Raw genomic sequence first — 16,526 nt, 5'->3', positions numbered from 1 at the left:
GCCGCTACGTCGTGGCTACTTGGCCCGATCAAAGTCAATCGCGCTGTACGCCCGCAGCTTGCTCAACCGGTGCTCCGAATCGATTCGCCTGACGGTCCCGGACTTCGACCGCATCACGATCGAGTCGGTCGTCGCGGTCTCCGCCCGATACCGAACACCCCGCAGCAGCTCCCCGTCCGTGATCCCGGTGGCGACGAAGAACACGTTCTCCCCCGACACCAGGTCATCGGTGGTGAGCACCCGGTCCAGATCGTGCCCCGCGTCCAGCGCCCGCTGCCGCTCGGCATCGTCCTTCGGCCACAACTTGCCCTGGATCACACCCCCCAGGCACTTCACGGCACAGGCGGAGATGATGCCCTCCGGGGTGCCACCGATACCGAGCAGCAGATCCACGCCGGTGCCTTCGCGCAGCGCCAGGATCGACCCCGCGACATCCCCGTCGGAGATCAGCTTGATCCGCGCACCGGTCTCCCGGATCTCCTTGATGATGCCGTCGTGCCGCGGCCGGTCCAGGACGACGACGGTGACGTCCTCGGGCGTGACCCGCTTGGCCTTGGCGACCCGGCGGACGTTTACCGAGATCGGGGCCTCGATGTCGACGAACTCGGCCGCCTCGGGCCCGGCGACGAGCTTGTCCATGTAGAACACGGCGGACGGGTCGAACATCGAACCCCGGTCCGCGGCGGCCAGCACCGCGATCGCGTTGGGCATGCCCTTGGCGTTGAGCGTGGTCCCGTCGATCGGGTCGACGGCGATGTCGCACTCCGGCCCGGTGCCGTCACCGACGCGCTCGCCGTTGAAGAGCATCGGCGCCTCGTCCTTCTCGCCCTCGCCGATGACGACGACGCCGTTCATCGAGACGGTGGAGACGAGGGTCCGCATGGCACGCACGGCGGCACCGTCGGCGCCGTTCTTGTCACCGCGCCCGACCCAGCGGCCCGCGGCCATCGCGGCGGCTTCGGTCACCCGGACGAGTTCCAGGGCGAGGTTGCGGTCGGGGGCCTCGGAGGGGACTTCGAGTTCGGACGGCAGATGATGATGCTCGGTCATCGGAGCGCACCTTTCTGATACGACGACGGCCGGATGAGGGTATGGCCCCGACTCTATCGCCAGGCAGACAAAATGAGCAGGGGGGCCCACGGATGAGCGGACCAGGGCACCTGCGACGATAGGGACGTGGCAGGTTCGAACGGCAAGCAGAAGACGGTCCGGGACATGATTCTCTCCCTGGGCCTGATCGGGATCGCGGCGGCGATCGTCTACATCTTCATCCCGCACAGCGACCACGCTCCCGACATCAAGCGGGTCGACTACCGCGTGGAGCTGCTCACGGCCCGCCGCGCGGCGCCGTACCCGGTGGCGGCCCCGGAGGGCCTGTCGAAGACCTGGAAGGCGACCTCGGTCAGCTACGACGGCGCCGCGTTCGACGCCTGGCACCTCGGATTCAGTGCCCCTGGCGGACAGTACGTGCAGATAGAACAGTCGACTCAGAAGCCGGCCGACTTCGTCGACACCGCCAGCCAGGGCGGCGCCGCGACGAAGACGACCCAGAACATCGACGGCCGCACGTGGACCCGCTACACCGGCGGCCGCTACGACGCGCTCGTGCTCGCGGGCAAGGGGTCGACGACGGTGGTGGCGGGCACGGGGTCGTTCGCGCAGCTGACGGATATGGCGAAGGCGCTGCGGACGAAGTAGACGGACGGGATCGATACGTACGGGACGTACGGGACGTACGAGGAAGGCCCCCGGCACATCTTTGGTGCCGGGGGCCTTCGTCATGTCATCAGGGGGTCATCCGTCTCAGACGGTGGTGACGACCTCGTCGTAGGCCAGGCGCGGGGAGCGCGGGAACCAGGCGTCCGGGCCCGGCTTGCCGATGTTGATGACGACGAACGGGGTGTGGTCGCCGTCCAGGAACTCCTTCTGGACGCCCGCGAAGTCGAGACCGGTCATCGGGCCGGCGGCGAGGCCGGCGGCGCGGATGCCGATGATGAAGTACGCGGCCTGGAGGGCGGCGTTCAGCGCGGCGTTGCCCTCGCGGACCGAGCGCTCGCCGAAGACGGCGTCCTTGGCCTGCGGGAAGTGCGGGAACAGGTTCGGGAGCTCCTCGTGGAACTCGTTGTCCGCGGAGAGGATCGCGACCAGCGGGGCGGCGGCGGTCTTCTTCTGGTTGCCCTCGGCGAGGTGCTGCACCAGGCGCTCGCGGGCCTCGGGGGAACGGACCAGGGTGATGCGCAGCGGCGACTGGTTCATGGAGGTCGGGCCGTACTTGACCAGGTCGTAGATCGCCTGCACCTGCTCGTCCGTCACCGGCTCGTCGGTGAACGTGTTCGCGGTGCGGGCCTCGCGGAACAGCAGGTCCTGGGCAGCGGGGTCAAGAACGAGAGACATACGAGAACTTCCTCGGATAGCCGGAAACCGGAACCGGACCGTGGTCCGGATAGGCTGACGAGACCGACCGTACGCGATGCGAGGTTCAACGTTCAACCAAAACTGGGGCAGGGTGATCCGCATCACAGGGAAACGCAGCGGGGGCGTCTTGCAGGGGGCGGCTGTTTCCGGTGAGTGGTCGGCAGCGGGCGGCGCCAGGCATCGGCCGCCCGCCGTCACTGACGGTGGTCTGCGGACGCGGCTGGCTGTTCCCCGCCGACTGCCGTAACTCGCCGTCCGCCGCCAGTAGTTGCCGACTGATCGCCGACGCTGCCAACCACCGGCCGCCGCGACTCGCTGGCCGCTGCCGACGTGCGCTGTTCGCCGTCCGCAGCGGGTTGTCGGCTGTCGATACTCGCCATCGGCTGCCAGCCGTCGCCAACTGTCCGCCGACGCTGACAGCTGTCGGCTGCTGTGACTCGCTGTCGGCTGCGAGTCGGCGCTACGTGCCGTCCGCTGCCGACTGTCGGCTGCTTTGGCCCGCTGGCCGCTGGCCCGCTGGCCGCTGGCCCGCTGGCCGCTGGCCCGCTGGCCGCTGGCCCGCTGGCCGCTGGCCCGCTGGCCGCTGGCCCGCTGGCCGCTGGCCCGCTGGCCGCTGGCCCGCTGGCCGCTGGCCCGCTGGCCGCTGGCCCGCTGGCCGCTGGCCCGCTGGCCGCTGGCCGTTCGGCGTCGCTGACGGCTGTCGGCCGCTGCTACTCGCTGTCGTCCGCAGGCGGGTGCTGCCTGTCGTCCGCTGCGGGTGTCGGCTGTTGTCGCTCGCCGTCCGCTGGCAGTCCTCGGCCGCCGGGCGCTGCTGGCTCCGCGCTGGCGCTGCCCATTGGCGGCCGCCGCGGCTTGCCGTCTGCTGCCAGCGGGCGCTACGTGCGGTCCTCGCTGACTGTCGGCTGTTGCGGCTCGCCATCGGCTGCCAGCCCTCGGCTGCCGGCCGCTGCCGGCGCGGCGCCGTCGCTGACAGTTGGTGGCAGCTGCTACTCGCTGTCAGTAGGCGCTACTCGCCGTCCGCCGTGGGTTGTTGGCGGTTGTTTTCGCCATCCCCTGACAGTCGTCGGCTGCCGGCCGTTGCCGACCGTTCGCCGTCGCTGGGCCGGCTGGCGGCCGCTGCGGCTTGCTGTCCGGTGTCCGCTGCCAGCTGCCGCTACGTGCGATCCGCTGCCCGTCAGCCGTCAGCCGTCAGCCGCTGCCCGTCAGCCGTCAGCCGCTACCCGCCAGTCGCGCGAGCCGCCCGCCGCAAGGCGTCCGCTCTCGCTACTCGCCGTCCGCTTCCCCGGCCGCGCCCTCGTCCTCTTCCTCCGCCAACGCCGCGTCCAGCCGGGCCCTCGCCCCGTCCAGCCAGCGGCGGCAGACCTTGGACAGTTCCTCGCCGCGCTCCCAGAGCGCGAGGGACTCCTCCAGGGTCGTGCCGCCCGCCTCCAGGCGCCGTACGACCTCGATCAGTTCGTCGCGTGCCTGCTCGTACCCGAGCGACTCTTCCGTCACCTTGCTGGTCATCCGCCCACCCTATGCATCAACAGGAACTACGCCGCGAACAGGAACTACGCCTCGACCCGAACCGTGAACTCGCCCTCGGCGACCCGCGCGCGGAGCACCTCGTCCGCCGTTGCCTCCTCAGGGTCCCGGATGACATGGCCGTCGGCCCGTTGCAGCACCGCGTATCCCCGCTTCAGGGTGGCCGCGGGGGAGAGGGCGACCACGCGCGCGTGCGTGTGGGTCAGTTCCGAGTCGGCGCGGTCCAGGAGGTGGCCGAGGGTGCGCCGGCCGCGGTCGAGGAGGGCGGCGACATGATCCGCGCGTTCGTCGATCATCCGGTGCGGATCCTGTATCGACGGCCGGGACAAGGCCTGCGCCAGCCCGCGTTCCTCCCGGTCCACGAACGCCACGACACACCGCCGGGCCCGGTCGCGCAGTTGCCGTACGCGCTCGTACTCCTCGCCGACGTCCGGTACGACCTTCTTCGCGGCGTCGGTGGGGGTGGAGGCGCGCAGGTCGGCGACGTAGTCCAGGAGGGGGTTGTCGGGTTCGTGCCCGATCGCGGACACCACGGGCGTACGACAGGCCGACACGGCCCGTACGAGCTGCTCGTCGGAGAACGGCAGCAGGTCCTCCACACTGCCGCCGCCCCGCGCCACGATGATCACGTCCACACCGTCGAGCGCGTCCAGCTCCTTCACCGCCTGCACGACCTGCGGCACGGCGTGCACGCCCTGCACGGGCACGTTGCGCACCTCGAAACGGACCGCGGGCCAGCGATGCCGCGCGTTCTCCAGGACGTCCCGCTCGGCCGCCGAGGCCCGCCCGCAGACCAGCCCGATCAGCTGCGGCAGGAACGGCAACGGCTTCTTCCGGTCCGCCGCGAACAGCCCCTCAGCGGCCAGCGACTTCTTCAACTGCTCAAGCCGCGCGAGGAGTTCACCCACCCCCACCGGCCTTATCTCGGTGGCCCGCAACGACAACTGCCCCCGCGGCGCGTACCACTCGGGCTTCGCCAGTACGACCACCCGCGCGCCCTCGCTGACGACATCGGCGACCTCGTCGAACACCTGCCGGAAGCACGTCACGCTCACCGAGATGTCGTACGACGGGTCACGCAACGTCAGAAACACGACACCGGCACCGGGCCGCCGCGACAACTGGGTGATCTGCCCCTCGACCCACACCGCACCGAGCCGGTCGATCCACCCGCCGATCAGCCGGGAGACCTCACCGACGGGGAGTGGCGCGTCCGGAGCGTTGTTGAGAGCCATGCGCCCGAGAGTAACGGCCACCTGTGACAACGGGGTCGAGGTGCGGGAGCCCAGCCCCTTGTAGACGCCCGCCCCCCCACTCACGCCCGGTGTCTACCGCCGGATCGCCGCGCGCGACTGCACCGCGAGCACCGCCAACCCCACCGCCAGCCAGATCGCGCCCACCACCTGCGCGGTCCCGGAGGCCTCCACGATCACCGCGATCGTGATCGCGGCCCCCAGCACCGGCACCAGCACGTGCCGCCACCACACCACGGGGCCGCCCCGTCGCCGTACCGCGAACCAGCCCACCACGCTCGCGTGCAGCAGCGTGAAGGCGGTGAGGGCGCCGATGTCGACGACCGAGACGAGGTGGTCGAGGCCGTCGTCGCGGCGGGCCGCCCAGACCGCGGCGATCAGGGTGATGACCGCCGTGGAGAGCAGGGCGACCCGCGGTACACCGTCGTCGGTCTTCGAGAGGGCGCGGGGCAGGCGTCGGTCGCGGGCCATCGCGAACACCAGGCGGCCCGCTGCCGCCTGGCCGGCCAGGGCCGCGAACGCCGCGCCGATCGCCTTGCTGACGGCGACCAGGTTGTGCAGCCAGTTGCCGACGGAGACGTCGACGGCGTCGTAGAACGCCGATCCCTGCTTTCCGGCGTCCGCGGCCAGCTGTGCGGATGTCGTCGGCTCCAGGAGGGCGACCAGGTACGTCTGGGCGATGAACAGCACGCCGGCCAGGGCGAGGCAGAACAGCAGTGCCCTGGCGACCTTCTCGGAGCCGCCGGTGACCTCCTCCGCGAAGGTGGCCACCGCGTCGAAGCCCAGGTACGACAGGACGGCCACCGAGACCGCGCCGATCACCGCCGACAGCGCGAACGCGCCCTGCGTGCCGTCCCCGGACAGTGGCGAAAGCCAGCCCCGTTCGGCGCCGTCGCGCGCGAGGACGACGATCGCCGACACGATGAAGATGACGAGGACGACGATCTCCATCGCGAGGACGAGGAAGCCCACGCGGGCCGCCGCACGCACACCCCAGAGGTTGAGGCAGGTCGTGATGACGACCGCCAGCGCGGTCCACACCCAGCGGGAGACGTCCGGGACCAGCGCGTTCATGGCGATCCCGGAGAAGAGGTAGGCGACGGCGGGGATCAGGATGTAGTCCAGCATCGCCATCCAGCCGGCGATGAACCCGGCCTCCCTGCCGAGCCCCACGCGCGCGTAGGCGAACACCGAGCCCGCCTGAGGGACGACCCGCACCATCTGCGCGTAGCTGAACGCCGTGAACGCCATCGCGACCGTGGCCACGATGTAGACCAGCGCGACGGCACCGTGCGACTTGGCGTCCAGGGTGCCGAACACGCCGACCGGCGCCATGGGGGCGATGAACAGCAGCCCGTAGACGACGAGATCCCGGAAACCGAGGCTGCGCCGCAGCTGGGGCCCGTCGCCGGCCGCGGACTCCGAGTCCGTGGCCGTACCGCTGTCCCTGTCCGCCATCTCGCGTCTCCCGTACGTCGTGCCCGGCCCCCACCCCTCCCACTCCACGGCCAGTCTCCCCAAGGACGCGATCTTTGACCCGTCGAGCGCGGCCTTACGATGGGACGCATGACTGCTTCGTCTGGCCGCCGTGTCCTGCTCGCCGCCCCCCGGGGCTACTGCGCGGGTGTGGACCGCGCCGTGATCGCCGTCGAGAAAGCCCTTGAGCAGTACGGGGCTCCGATCTATGTCCGGCACGAGATCGTGCACAACAAGTACGTCGTCCAGACCCTGGAGAAGAAGGGCGCCGTCTTCGTCGAGCGGACCGAGGAGGTCCCCGAGGGGAACATCGTGATGTTCTCCGCGCACGGCGTCGCGCCCGTCGTCCACGACGAGGCCAAGCAGGGCCGCCTCGCCACCATCGACGCGACCTGCCCCCTGGTGACCAAGGTCCACAAGGAAGCCGTCCGTTTCGCGAACGACGACTTCGACATCCTGCTCATCGGCCACGAGGGCCACGAGGAGGTCATCGGCACCTCCGGAGAGGCCCCCGACCACATCACCCTGGTCGACGGCCCGTCCGACGTCTCCAAGGTCGAGGTGCGGGACCCGTCCAGGGTCGTATGGCTGTCCCAGACCACCCTCTCGGTCGACGAGACCATGGAGACGGTCGACGCCCTGAAGGAGAAGTTCCCGCAGCTCATCTCCCCGCCCAGCGACGACATCTGCTACGCCACCCAGAACCGCCAGCTCGCCGTGAAGCAGATGGGCGAGGAGGCCGAGCTGGTGATCGTGGTCGGCTCGAAGAACTCCTCCAACTCCGTACGGCTCGTCGAGGTCGCCAAGCTGGCCGGCGCCCGCGCCGCCTACCTGGTGGACTTCGCCGACGAGATCGAGGAGGCCTGGCTGGAGGGCGTGACCACGGTCGGCGTCACCTCGGGCGCCTCTGTACCGGAGGTCCTGGTCGAACAGGTGTTGGAGTGGCTGTCCGGGCGCGGCTTCGAGGACGTCGAACTGGTCAAGGCGGCCGAGGAGTCCATCACGTTCTCGCTGCCCAAGGAACTCCGCCGTGACCTGCGCGAAGAGGCGGCCGCACTGGTCGCCGAGCGCACGGGTTCCGACCGTACGGCACCCTCCGGGCAGTGACTGTCAGTCGTTCGTCGTAGCGTGGATCCATGCAGATCTTCGGCGTGGACATCGGTGGATCCGGGATCAAGGGCGCCCCTGTGGACCTGGACAAGGGCGAACTGACGGAAGAGCGGTGCAAGGTGCTGACCCCGCACCCGGCGACACCGGACGGAGTGGCCGACGGCGTGAAGGAAGTCGTCGACCACTTCGGCTGGACGGGACCGGTCGGGCTCACGTTTCCAGGTGTGGTCACCGGCGGGGCCACGATCCGTACGGCGGCGAACGTCGACAAGAGCTGGATCGACACGGACGCGGGCGCGCTGTTCAGCGACAGGCTGGGCGGCCTCCCGGTGACCGTCGTCAACGACGCGGACGCGGCGGGCGTCGCCGAGATGCACTTCGGCGCCGGCCAGGGCCGCAAGGGCACGGTCATCCTGCTGACCTTCGGCACGGGCATCGGCAGCGCCCTCTTCGTCAACGGCGTCCTGGTCCCGAACACAGAGCTGGGCCACCTCGAACTGAACGGCCACGACGCCGAGAAGAAGGCCTCCAGCAAGGCCAAGGAGGACGGCGAGCTGACGTGGGAGCACTGGGCCCACCGCGTCCAGAAGTACCTCGCCCATGTCGAGATGCTGTTCTCGCCCGAGCTGTTCATCATCGGCGGCGGAGTCAGCCGCAAGGCCGACAAGTTCCTGCACTTCATCGAGGACATCAAGGCCGAGATCGTCCCGGCGCAGTTGCAGAACAACGCGGGGATCGTGGGGGCGGCGATGCATGCGGCGGGGGATGACTAGGGGTGGCCAGCGGTCAGTAGGGCTGGCTTTCGGCGGAGCTGGTCGGCGTCGGTGGAGCTGGTGGCTCGGCGGCGGCTGATCGGTGCGGGGGCGCGGGTCTCGGTGGGCGTCGGCCGCGAGGCGGGGGCCTGAGACAGGTGACAGGTGACTATGGAGGAAGTCCGCCGCGCCCTGTGCGAAGGGGCGGCGGCGCCGGTCGCCGAGCGCGCGGGTTCGGACGGGCTTGTACGGGCCCGGCGGACGGCTCGGTCGACGGGGAATGCTCCGCGGCTGCGTCTCCGGCCCCGGAACCGACCCTGCGACCGGCTCAAGGTCCGGTGGCTTCAGGACTGGTCCTGGGCCGACCTTGACCTCGGTCCCCGACCTGGCCCGACTTCGATTCCGGCCCTGGTCCCGGTCCCGGTCCCGGCCCCGGCCCCGACCCCGGCCCCGACCCCGGCCCCGACCCTGGCCCCGACCCTGGCCCTGGCCCCGGTCCTGGCCCCGACCCCGGCCCTGGCCCCGACCCTGGCCCTGGCCCCGGTCCTGGCCCCGACCCCGGCCCCTGATCTGGCCCCTGGGACAGGACCCGGATTCGCCCCGGGGTCAGTTTTGCGGCCGCCCGTGCCCGGGGGAGTCACGCCCGTCGGCGACGTCTCAGCAGCCGAACCCTGCGGACGGTCGCGATGAGCCCCGCGACGAGCGTCCCCCCGTACAGCCAGCCGGCCTGCGTGGCGAGTCCGGTGAACAGGCCCATCAGGCGGTTGCCGAGGCCGCCGCTGCCGTCGGCCACCGGGAAGAGGCCGACGGCGAAGGCGATCGGTACGACGACCGGCGCGGTCAGCAGGTCGCCGCGCCGGATCCAGACCGCGGTGAGCACGCACACCGGCACGAACAGCACGCCGTACACGGTCAGCGAGGCCCCGAACAGGAACTGGTCGATACACCCGAGCACGAACATCACGGCCGCGCAGAACAGCCCGCCGCCGAGCCCGGTGAGCCGGGGATTGGGCAACTGACGTACCGTCTCGGCCGCCGCGGGACCCGGGCGTCGTACGGCGGCCGGACGGCGCTGTGCGGTGCCGCGTGCCTGCGGGCCCGGGCGGGTCGTGCGGGCCGGGCCGCCGTTCGGGCCCCGGCCCGCCTGCGGGGGCAGGGGCGGGGCCCCGCGTCTTGCGCCGGGCTGTGGGGGTCGTGTCCTGTGTTGCTCCACTGGACCAACTTAGGTCGGTTTATGTGCCGAATAGGTCCTCAGACACGCCGATGAGCAGAGCTTGGCCACGTGTTCGACGCGAAGCCGGGAGGGCGCGGCTCACGCCGTAGACTGGTGGATCGGCCCCGGGGCCCGGTCTCCGCAGCCTCAGCCGGTCCCCTCCACTGCTCTCACGCCACTCACGTACGGGAAGTCGCAACGTGTCGCTCACGATCGGAATCGTCGGTCTGCCGAATGTCGGCAAGTCGACCCTGTTCAACGCCCTGACCAAGAACGACGTGCTGGCGGCCAACTACCCGTTCGCCACGATCGAGCCGAACGTCGGCGTGGTCGGCGTCCCCGACGCGCGCCTGACGAAACTGGCCGAGATCTTCTCCTCCCAGAAGATCCTCCCGGCGACGGTCGACTTCGTCGACATCGCGGGCATCGTGAAGGGCGCGTCGGAGGGTGAGGGGCTGGGCAACAAGTTCCTCGCGAACATCCGTGAGTCCGACGCGATCTGCCAGGTCATCCGCGCCTTCAAGGACGAGAACGTCGTCCACGTCGACGGCAAGGTCTCGCCGAAGGACGACATCGAGACCATCAACACCGAGCTGATCCTCGCCGACCTGCAGACCATCGAGAAGGTCCTCCCGCGCCTCCAGCGCGAGTCGCGCATCAAGAAGGACATCGGCCCGAAGGTCGCGGCGGTCGAGGCGGCGCAGGAGATCCTGGAGAAGGGCGACACCCTCTTCTCGCAGGGCATCGTCCAGGGCTCCGGCAACGAGGAACTCCTCCACGACCTGCACCTGCTGACGACCAAGCCCTTCCTCTACGTCTTCAACGTCGACGAGGACGAGCTGGTGGACGAGGACTTCAAGACCGAACAGCGCGCCCTGGTCGCCCCCGCCGAGGCGATCTTCCTCAACGCCAAGCTGGAGGCGGACCTCGCCGAGCTCGACGAGGAGGAGGCGATGGAGCTCCTGGAGTCGGTCGGCGTCGAGGAGCCCGGCATGACGACCCTGGCCCGCGTCGGCTTCGACACCCTCGGCCTCCAGACCTACCTCACGGCTGGCCCCAAGGAATCCCGCGCCTGGACCATCAAGAAGGGCGCCACCGCCCCCGAGGCCGCAGGCGTCATCCACACCGACTTCCAGAAGGGCTTCATCAAGGCGGAGGTCATCTCCTTCGCCGACCTGGTGGAGACGGGGTCGGTCGCGGAGGCACGGGCCAAGGGGAAGGCGCGTATGGAGGGCAAGGACTACGTGATGCAGGACGGGGATGTCGTGGAGTTCCGCTTCAACGTGTGATCGTTCGTTCTCTGCATGTGAGCCATTGGGTCAAGCGTGCGCTTCGGAAAGGGCCGGGCTCTGTCGAGCCCGGCCCGCTGCTGGACGGAGACGAGAGCACCTCCGCCGTGCCGGCGCGGTCGGCGCGGTGGCACCGTGCCTCGGTCACGTCAGCCGGGTGATTCCGCGGAGGCCGTCCCTCGACGATCGAACCAGAGCGCTATTTCGGCCACGGTGGTCACGATCAGCAGCGCCAGGCAGCATACGAAGCCGATCAGCCCGGCCTCCAGCCAGTAGATCCCACGCCAGTCCATGCACTCCAGGGCCGGTGAGCAGCCGACGGTTCCGGGGCTGATCTGCGGTCCCTTCTCGTGGTACCCGATGAGGAGGCAGGCCACCGATATGACGGTCGCGGCGGACAGCAGGCACCACCGGATCCGCCGAGTTCCCCACCACGACAGAATCCAGCCGACGATGGTCACCGTCGGCAGGATCCACACGTATCCACTGACTATTGCCACACGGCATCGGTCCGTGACATCGAGTTCCGGCCGGTTTGCCGTTGGGTGACGTGGTTGCCCGTGTCGATCAGCCCTATCAAGGGGTGCTTGATGGTCGGCAGATCGCCCGCCGGCTTCCGTGTCGTCACCTCCAGGCTCAGATCGAGCCGGTCACCGGACTTGAGCTTCACCGTTGTGCTCCACTTGGTTTCGAACAGCGACCTGGTCCGGGTACGCGAAAGGAGTCGTACACCGGCGTCGTGCGCTGTGTGATTGAGCCGGGCGTCGGCGACTTTGACGTCGCTCACGATCTGGGGATCCAGCGCCACGGAGAAGGACGCGGTTGCGGGAGCGGGGCCCGGTCCGACGCTTTGCACCGTGACCTGCACCGGATAGTAGTACCACCGCTTTCCGTTCCCCCACTCGTGGCGGCCCCAGACACCGCTGACCTCAAGGCCCCATGGTGTGGCGACGCCGCCGAACGTGCTCGGCCGGTGTGGCTGGAGGCTCCGCCGACCGCTCGCCTTCGCGTTCTTCCGGCTCACGGCGGCGGTCGAGTCCGCGGGCCCGACGACGAGATCGCGCGGATAGAGCACGGGGTAGGCGGTTCCCACGACAACCACCGGATCACTGCCCGCGGCGACGGTTTCGGCCAGGGTGACCGTGCAGGTCGCCAGCGTCGTCCTGGGGTCGGTGGTGATCGTGCTCGTCGTGCGCAGCCGGCGGTCGTCGACGGTGGCCACCGCGGCGGCCAGCGGGGAGTAGAGCCGAGGGTCGTAGGTGACGGTCACTTCGGTCCCGGCCGGAAGATTCGTCCCCGCGTGCTGGACCTGTACGGCCAACTGTCTGGGGAACGCCGCCGGTTGGACACCGACGCCGGGAAGGACCGCGACCGGGCTCGCGCCGACCGGCACCAGCACTACGTCCGAGGCCGCGGAATCGGCCCACGCCGGTCCGCCCAGACCGGCGACGGCGATGGTGGCGACGCCCAGTGTCAGACCTCCAAGGGCCAGGACCTGCCGACGGGTGACCTTCGGATCGTTCATGTCACGTCCTCGATTCGTCATGAGCAGTACTGGAGGATGGCGTCGCGGAATGCCGTCGCCACACCACCGATCGCGTCGGCGGACATGAATTCAGGAGAGGGGCAGGTCACCGATCCGAACTGGTCGTACCAGAAGCCTCCGCGGATGACGGCCATCTCGTCGGTGCCGCGGACCATCGCGTTCACGGCCGCCGTTCCCAAGGTGTCGGACGAACTGCCGAACCGGAGCGCGTAGAACGCCTTGCGTCGTGCGACGGAAGCGGCCGACGACGCGTAGTTCGCCTTGAACGCCGCGGACAGCGTCTGGCTTGAGTCCTGCAAGGCGCCGTGGCCCAGGATCCACGCGTCGATGCCCGACTTCGGGATTCTCGGGCAACCGTATGCCGAGCCCCTCCGGTCCAGCATCGGCGTTAATCGCAGGCGTGAATGGATCATTCTTTCCGCCTTGATGACGCGACCCAACGCATTTATTTCCACGAATGCGCTCATCGACGCGATGTGGGATACCGGCCCGCCGCGGACGGCACGCGAGCAGGTGATGAACTGCCTTGGCTCCATTCGGCGGGCGATCACGGCATCGGGCGCCGCCGACATGGGTCTCGACCGGGTCCGGGACGGGTGCGTGTTCGGCATCGACGCCGAACGGATCGACCACGTCGTGTTCTCCCGGCTCCATGTAGAGGCGGAGTCGGCGAAGGCGCTCGGGCGGGTCGAGTCCAGCCTCGGCCTGTACGAGCGCGCGCTGGCGCTGTGGCGTGGCGGTGTGTACGACGGGCTCGATGTACCGAGTCTCGCCTCGCACACGGCGGCGCTGGAGGAGCAGCAGGCGATCGTGGCCGAGGAGTACTTCGCCCTGTCGATCGCGACCGGTCGCGGCAGCGGGGTGATTCCGCGCCTTCTGCGGCACGTCGGGGAGCATCCGCTCCGGGAGCGCGGAGTCGCCCTTCTGATGTCGGCGTTGCACGGCGAGGGCCGAACCCATGACGCTTACGCGGTGTACGCGAGCCTTGCCCGTCGGTTGGGGGAGGGACTCGCGGTCGGGCCGGGCCGCGAGGTTCGCCAGGCGCTGGACGCGATCCTCAACGGCACGGTTCAGCTCCCCGCTCCCAGGACTGACGCGTTTTCGGATGCCGAGATGAGCGCTCCGTCCTGAGATGGTGGTCCTTGGGTGTTTGCTTCGATGGGCACCGGGGCGCGACTCCACATGGTCGGGGTTGCCGGGACCGAAGAGCACGAGATGAGGCCGCAGCCGGGGTTGATCCACCTGATCGGTGTCCTGCACGCCACCGGGGGTGTGCCGACCGGCCGTGCCCGTCGGCCGACCTGCCGGAGGCTTCCTCGCACCGCGCCGGCGCGGCTGGACGTGCTGGATGCGCTGGACCAGTCCCCACGGTGCTGGATCGGTGCTGGATGCGATCACTCGAAGGAACGTTTCCGCAGGTGGGAGCTCTGCACTACGGAGTCCGGTTCAACGTGTAGCGGGTGGCATGCCACCATGTCGCTGATCTGGCGAATATGCAGGTCAGGGAGGGTCCGGCTCTTCGGAGTCGGGCCCTTGGTTTTTTCCCGTGCCGGGATGGTGCCGGGATGGTGCTGGGATACCGCCCGTCTGCCTCCTCACGGGCGCCGCCCCTTTTTGCGGGCGGTCGGCCGGGGGCCTGCGGGGCGTCCGCCTCGATCCGCAGCCGGACCGCGTCGCTGTGCGAGACGCGCTGGACCACGCGAGTGAAGCTCAGGTCCGGCGACCGGCTCGACCTCGGCCTGGCGGTGAGGACCCGGAAGCCGACGGGTGACCTGCCGACCGTCAAGCACCCCACCGTAGGGTTGATCGCCATGGGCAACCACATCACCCAGCGGCAGACCGGCCACACCTCGATGTCCTCGATGTCGCGGAGCGATTCACAGTGGACGTAGTCCCCGGTTACGTGTTCATCCTGCCGGCGGTGATCGTCGTGGGATGGGTCCTGTCGTGGTGGGGCGCCCGGCGGGTCCGGTGGGTCCTGCTGGCCGCCGCGGCCGTCGTCTCCGTGCTCTGCGTCGTCATCGGCTGGGTCGCGATGGGGCCGCCGGCGAATCCGGGGACCGTCAACTGCTCGTCCAGCTGGGCGTGTACGGACCCGGGTTCGCTCTACGTGGTCGCGGCGGGGCTGATCGGTTTCGGATGCTGTGCGGTGCTGGTGATCCTCGCGCTCGTGGGCGAGGCGATTCTGGTCTGGAGGGGACGCCGGGTCTCCGGCTGACGGCCCGGCGGTGACCGTCGTCGGCTGGATCCTCACATGCCACCGGTGACAGACGAGGCCGGAGCCAGGACATGGTTCCGGCCTCGTGGTTTTATCGTAAAAGTGATTAATTCCGTATTTGTTTTCCTGTGAGGGTTTCCTCCGCCTGCCCCGTAAACAAGGGTGAAGGGTGGAGGGCACATGGATGCGAAAAACAGATTCGAGACGAGAACCACCTTCCTGCTGCTGCGCCTGGAATGGCTGGGCGGCCTGGTCGTCTGTGCCGTGCTCGCCGTGCGGCATTTATCGGAGATCCGGTGGGGGGTGTTCATCGCCCTCTTCGTCGTCATCGACGTCATCGGTTATCTTCCCGGCGCGCTGGCCTTCCGGAGGAGCCGGGGCGGGTGTGTCTCGCGGTGGTACTTCGTGGCGTACAACACCATGCACAGCCTGGTGACCGCCGGTGTCGTCGCCGTGGTGTGGGCGGTGCTGGTGGAGCCGGAATGGGCGTTGCTCGCTCTTCCGCTGCATCTGCTGGGGGACCGTGCCCTGTTCGGGAATTCGCTCAAACCGTTCGGGGTGCTTTTCGAGCCGCATCCGCATCCGGCCTATGTCGATTTCGAGCGGGCGTACTCGAATTCGGCCGTAAATGATTCCGATGAGTCCCCGAGGGGTGCGGATGCCGTCCGTCTTTGAGACCCTGGTCCGGCACAGTGACAATCCGAGCTCTTTCCTTGCCCTCAATCAGGGCAATGAATACTTCCGGGATCCACGTTTCGACGGCACCTGCGTCTATCGGCGGTCGGGGCGTCACCTGTTGCAGTTCGCGGGTCCCTTCGCTGCGGAGGAGCAGCGTGCGGGACTGCTGGACGCCTTCGCGGCGCAGGCCCGGCCGCGGCGGCTGGTGGCCGTACAACTACAGCGGGCGGACGCCGAGTTGTACGGCGCGCACGGGTTCACGGTGAACCAGCTCGGGGCGTCGTACGCGGTCGACCTGGCCCGGTTCACGCTGCGCGGATCGGCCTTCGTACGGCTGCGGAACAAGATATCCAGGGCCCGTCGCGCCGGTCTTGAGGTGGTCGAGGCTCCCTCCGTGGCCGACGAGGAGGTGCAGAGCGAGCTGGATCTGATCGACCGGGCCTGGCTGCGGGGCAAGGGCGGTGCGAAGGAACTGCGCTTTCTGGTGGGGGAGCGGACCGGGCTGGCCCAGCGGCACCGGCGGTTGTTCGTGGGGCGGATCGGCGGGGCGGCCGTCGGGTACATCAGTTACTCCCCGGTGTTCGGCAGCCGGCAGGGCTGGCTGCACGACCTCAGCCGGCGTTCCCCGGACGCTCCGCCCGGGGTGATGGAGGCGCTGAACGCGACCGCGATGGAGCGGATGTCGGCCGACGGCGCGGGCTGGCTGCACTTCGGCTTCACGCCCTTCACCGGTCTCTCCGACGAGCACGAACTGCCGTGTGCGAGCCGTACTTTCACGCGCTGCGTGCGGTTGCTCGCCCAGCACGGCGAGCGGATCTATCCGGCTGCCGCGCAGCTTGAGTACAAGCGGAAATGGGCGCCGCATGTGGTGCTGCCCGAGTACATCGCCTTTCAGGGGCGGCCCGGGCTTGCTGCGGTGTGGCAGTTGTTGCGGGCCACGCGGGCGCTGTAGGGCGGGGCCGGGTGCTGTAGGGCAGACCCCGGGTGCTGTGGGGCGGGCCCGGGCGACCAGTTCCGTCGGCTGGCCGGTGCCGTGTGTCCTAGCGGTTCAG

19 protein-coding genes are annotated in these 16,526 nt (G+C 69.4%); 10 read left to right on the top strand and 9 right to left on the bottom strand.

Annotated elements, in window-relative coordinates; translation table 11 throughout:
- Positions 1-15: 15 nt before the first annotated feature.
- Positions 16-1,050 carry a class II fructose-bisphosphatase gene (gene glpX / locus OG194_RS16345; protein ID WP_033286599.1) on the bottom strand — a complete coding sequence of 345 codons (1,035 nt, stop codon included), beginning with the start codon at positions 1,048-1,050 and terminating at the stop codon, positions 16-18.
- 126 nt (positions 1,051-1,176) lie between these two features.
- Here glpX and OG194_RS16340 point away from each other — a divergent pair, with 126 nt between their 5' ends.
- Positions 1,177-1,698 (top strand): DUF4245 domain-containing protein, encoded by a 522-nt coding sequence (locus OG194_RS16340; protein ID WP_327401578.1) that lies wholly within the window; start codon positions 1,177-1,179, stop codon positions 1,696-1,698.
- Between the two features lie 105 nt (positions 1,699-1,803).
- Here OG194_RS16340 and OG194_RS16335 read toward each other — a convergent pair whose 3' ends face one another.
- Positions 1,804-2,394 (bottom strand): malonic semialdehyde reductase, encoded by a 591-nt coding sequence (locus tag OG194_RS16335; RefSeq protein WP_327401577.1) that lies wholly within the window; start codon positions 2,392-2,394, stop codon positions 1,804-1,806.
- 514 nt (positions 2,395-2,908) lie between these two features.
- Between OG194_RS16335 and OG194_RS16330 the strand changes: the two genes are divergently transcribed.
- Positions 2,909-3,109 (top strand): hypothetical protein, encoded by a 201-nt coding sequence (locus OG194_RS16330; RefSeq protein WP_327401576.1) that lies wholly within the window; start codon positions 2,909-2,911, stop codon positions 3,107-3,109.
- Between the two features lie 569 nt (positions 3,110-3,678).
- On the opposite strand, the gene OG194_RS16325 is transcribed toward OG194_RS16330, so the two are convergent.
- The 3 genes from OG194_RS16325 to OG194_RS16315 form a co-directional block, all read right to left on the bottom strand.
- On the bottom strand, positions 3,679-3,921 hold the full coding sequence (locus tag OG194_RS16325; protein ID WP_327401575.1) for an exodeoxyribonuclease VII small subunit: 243 nt from the start codon (positions 3,919-3,921) through the stop codon (positions 3,679-3,681).
- Between the two features lie 44 nt (positions 3,922-3,965).
- Positions 3,966-5,174: an exodeoxyribonuclease VII large subunit gene (gene xseA / locus OG194_RS16320; protein ID WP_327401574.1), complete on the bottom strand. Its 1,209-nt coding sequence runs from the start codon at positions 5,172-5,174 to the stop codon at positions 3,966-3,968.
- A 93-nt stretch (positions 5,175-5,267) separates the two neighbouring features.
- On the bottom strand, positions 5,268-6,650 hold the full coding sequence (locus OG194_RS16315) for an APC family permease (RefSeq protein WP_327401573.1): 1,383 nt from the start codon (positions 6,648-6,650) through the stop codon (positions 5,268-5,270).
- 99 nt (positions 6,651-6,749) lie between these two features.
- On the opposite strand from OG194_RS16315, the gene OG194_RS16310 reads away from it, so the two are divergent.
- Together OG194_RS16310 and ppgK are read left to right on the top strand one after the other, a co-directional pair.
- Positions 6,750-7,775, top strand: coding sequence for a 4-hydroxy-3-methylbut-2-enyl diphosphate reductase (locus OG194_RS16310; protein WP_327401572.1), 1,026 nt, complete (start codon positions 6,750-6,752; stop codon positions 7,773-7,775).
- Positions 7,776-7,804: 29 nt separating this feature from the next.
- The gene (ppgK, locus tag OG194_RS16305; protein WP_327401571.1) at positions 7,805-8,551 is read left to right on the top strand and encodes a polyphosphate--glucose phosphotransferase; all 747 of its coding nucleotides are present in this window, start codon (positions 7,805-7,807) and stop codon (positions 8,549-8,551) included.
- Positions 8,552-9,167: 616 nt separating this feature from the next.
- Here ppgK and OG194_RS16300 read toward each other — a convergent pair.
- The gene (locus OG194_RS16300; protein WP_327401570.1) at positions 9,168-9,743 is read right to left on the bottom strand and encodes a DUF6542 domain-containing protein; all 576 of its coding nucleotides are present in this window, start codon (positions 9,741-9,743) and stop codon (positions 9,168-9,170) included.
- A 200-nt stretch (positions 9,744-9,943) separates the two neighbouring features.
- On the opposite strand from OG194_RS16300, the gene ychF reads away from it, so the two are divergent.
- Positions 9,944-11,032 carry a redox-regulated ATPase YchF gene (gene ychF, locus OG194_RS16295; protein ID WP_327401569.1) on the top strand — a complete coding sequence of 363 codons (1,089 nt, stop codon included), beginning with the start codon at positions 9,944-9,946 and terminating at the stop codon, positions 11,030-11,032.
- Positions 11,033-11,181: 149 nt separating this feature from the next.
- On the opposite strand, the gene OG194_RS16290 is transcribed toward ychF, so the two are convergent.
- From OG194_RS16290 to OG194_RS16280, 3 genes are read right to left on the bottom strand one after another with little or no spacing between them, the layout of a single operon-like run.
- A complete protein-coding gene (locus tag OG194_RS16290; RefSeq protein WP_327401568.1) occupies positions 11,182-11,532 on the bottom strand; it encodes a hypothetical protein in 351 nt (116 codons plus the stop codon).
- Positions 11,523-12,557, bottom strand: coding sequence for a hypothetical protein (locus OG194_RS16285; RefSeq protein ID WP_327401567.1), 1,035 nt, complete (start codon positions 12,555-12,557; stop codon positions 11,523-11,525). The genes OG194_RS16290 and OG194_RS16285 overlap by 10 nt, the downstream gene beginning before the upstream one ends.
- Before the next feature lie 17 nt (positions 12,558-12,574).
- On the bottom strand, positions 12,575-12,877 hold the full coding sequence (locus OG194_RS16280; protein ID WP_327401566.1) for a hypothetical protein: 303 nt from the start codon (positions 12,875-12,877) through the stop codon (positions 12,575-12,577).
- A 28-nt stretch (positions 12,878-12,905) separates the two neighbouring features.
- Between OG194_RS16280 and OG194_RS16275 the strand changes: the two genes are divergently transcribed.
- From OG194_RS16275 to OG194_RS16255, 5 genes are all read left to right on the top strand, one after another.
- A complete protein-coding gene (locus OG194_RS16275) occupies positions 12,906-13,709 on the top strand; it encodes an AfsR/SARP family transcriptional regulator (protein WP_327401565.1) in 804 nt (267 codons plus the stop codon).
- A gap of 572 nt (positions 13,710-14,281) precedes the next feature.
- Positions 14,282-14,470, top strand: coding sequence for a hypothetical protein (locus tag OG194_RS16270; protein WP_327401564.1), 189 nt, complete (start codon positions 14,282-14,284; stop codon positions 14,468-14,470).
- A complete protein-coding gene (locus OG194_RS16265) occupies positions 14,461-14,796 on the top strand; it encodes a hypothetical protein (RefSeq protein WP_327401563.1) in 336 nt (111 codons plus the stop codon). The genes OG194_RS16270 and OG194_RS16265 overlap by 10 nt, the downstream gene beginning before the upstream one ends.
- Positions 14,797-14,976: 180 nt before the next feature.
- Positions 14,977-15,471, top strand: a complete 495-nt coding sequence (locus OG194_RS16260) for a hypothetical protein (RefSeq protein ID WP_327401562.1) — start codon at positions 14,977-14,979, stop codon at positions 15,469-15,471.
- Entirely contained in the window at positions 15,455-16,426 is a 972-nt protein-coding gene (locus OG194_RS16255) for a bifunctional lysylphosphatidylglycerol flippase/synthetase MprF (protein WP_327401561.1), read from the top strand. Before OG194_RS16260 ends, OG194_RS16255 begins: the two co-directional genes overlap by 17 nt.
- Positions 16,427-16,526 lie beyond the last annotated feature (100 nt).

Origin of the sequence: Streptomyces sp. NBC_01288 (assembly GCF_035982055.1) — a bacterium.
Lineage (GTDB): Bacteria > Actinomycetota > Actinomycetes > Streptomycetales > Streptomycetaceae > Streptomyces.
Note: the sequence above shows the minus strand (reverse complement) of the source record. Positions and strands in the feature narration are given on the sequence as shown.

What these genes read in the sequence shown, in the direction of transcription:
- glpX (WP_033286599.1), bottom strand. Translation starts at nt 1,050, where the DNA reads ATGACCGAGCATCATCATCTGCCGTCCGAACTCGAAGTCCCCTCCGAG.
- OG194_RS16335 (WP_327401577.1), bottom strand. Translation starts at nt 2,394, where the DNA reads ATGTCTCTCGTTCTTGACCCCGCTGCCCAGGACCTGCTGTTCCGCGAG.
- OG194_RS16325 (WP_327401575.1), bottom strand. Translation starts at nt 3,921, where the DNA reads ATGACCAGCAAGGTGACGGAAGAGTCGCTCGGGTACGAGCAGGCACGC.
- xseA (WP_327401574.1), bottom strand. Translation starts at nt 5,174, where the DNA reads ATGGCTCTCAACAACGCTCCGGACGCGCCACTCCCCGTCGGTGAGGTC.
- OG194_RS16315 (WP_327401573.1), bottom strand. Translation starts at nt 6,650, where the DNA reads ATGGCGGACAGGGACAGCGGTACGGCCACGGACTCGGAGTCCGCGGCC.
- OG194_RS16310 (WP_327401572.1), top strand. Translation starts at nt 6,750, where the DNA reads ATGGGACGCATGACTGCTTCGTCTGGCCGCCGTGTCCTGCTCGCCGCC.
- ppgK (WP_327401571.1), top strand. Translation starts at nt 7,805, where the DNA reads ATGCAGATCTTCGGCGTGGACATCGGTGGATCCGGGATCAAGGGCGCC.
- OG194_RS16285 (WP_327401567.1), bottom strand. Translation starts at nt 12,557, where the DNA reads ATGAACGATCCGAAGGTCACCCGTCGGCAGGTCCTGGCCCTTGGAGGT.
- OG194_RS16275 (WP_327401565.1), top strand. Translation starts at nt 12,906, where the DNA reads ATGCCCGACTTCGGGATTCTCGGGCAACCGTATGCCGAGCCCCTCCGG.
- OG194_RS16260 (WP_327401562.1), top strand. Translation starts at nt 14,977, where the DNA reads ATGGATGCGAAAAACAGATTCGAGACGAGAACCACCTTCCTGCTGCTG.
- OG194_RS16255 (WP_327401561.1), top strand. Translation starts at nt 15,455, where the DNA reads ATGCCGTCCGTCTTTGAGACCCTGGTCCGGCACAGTGACAATCCGAGC.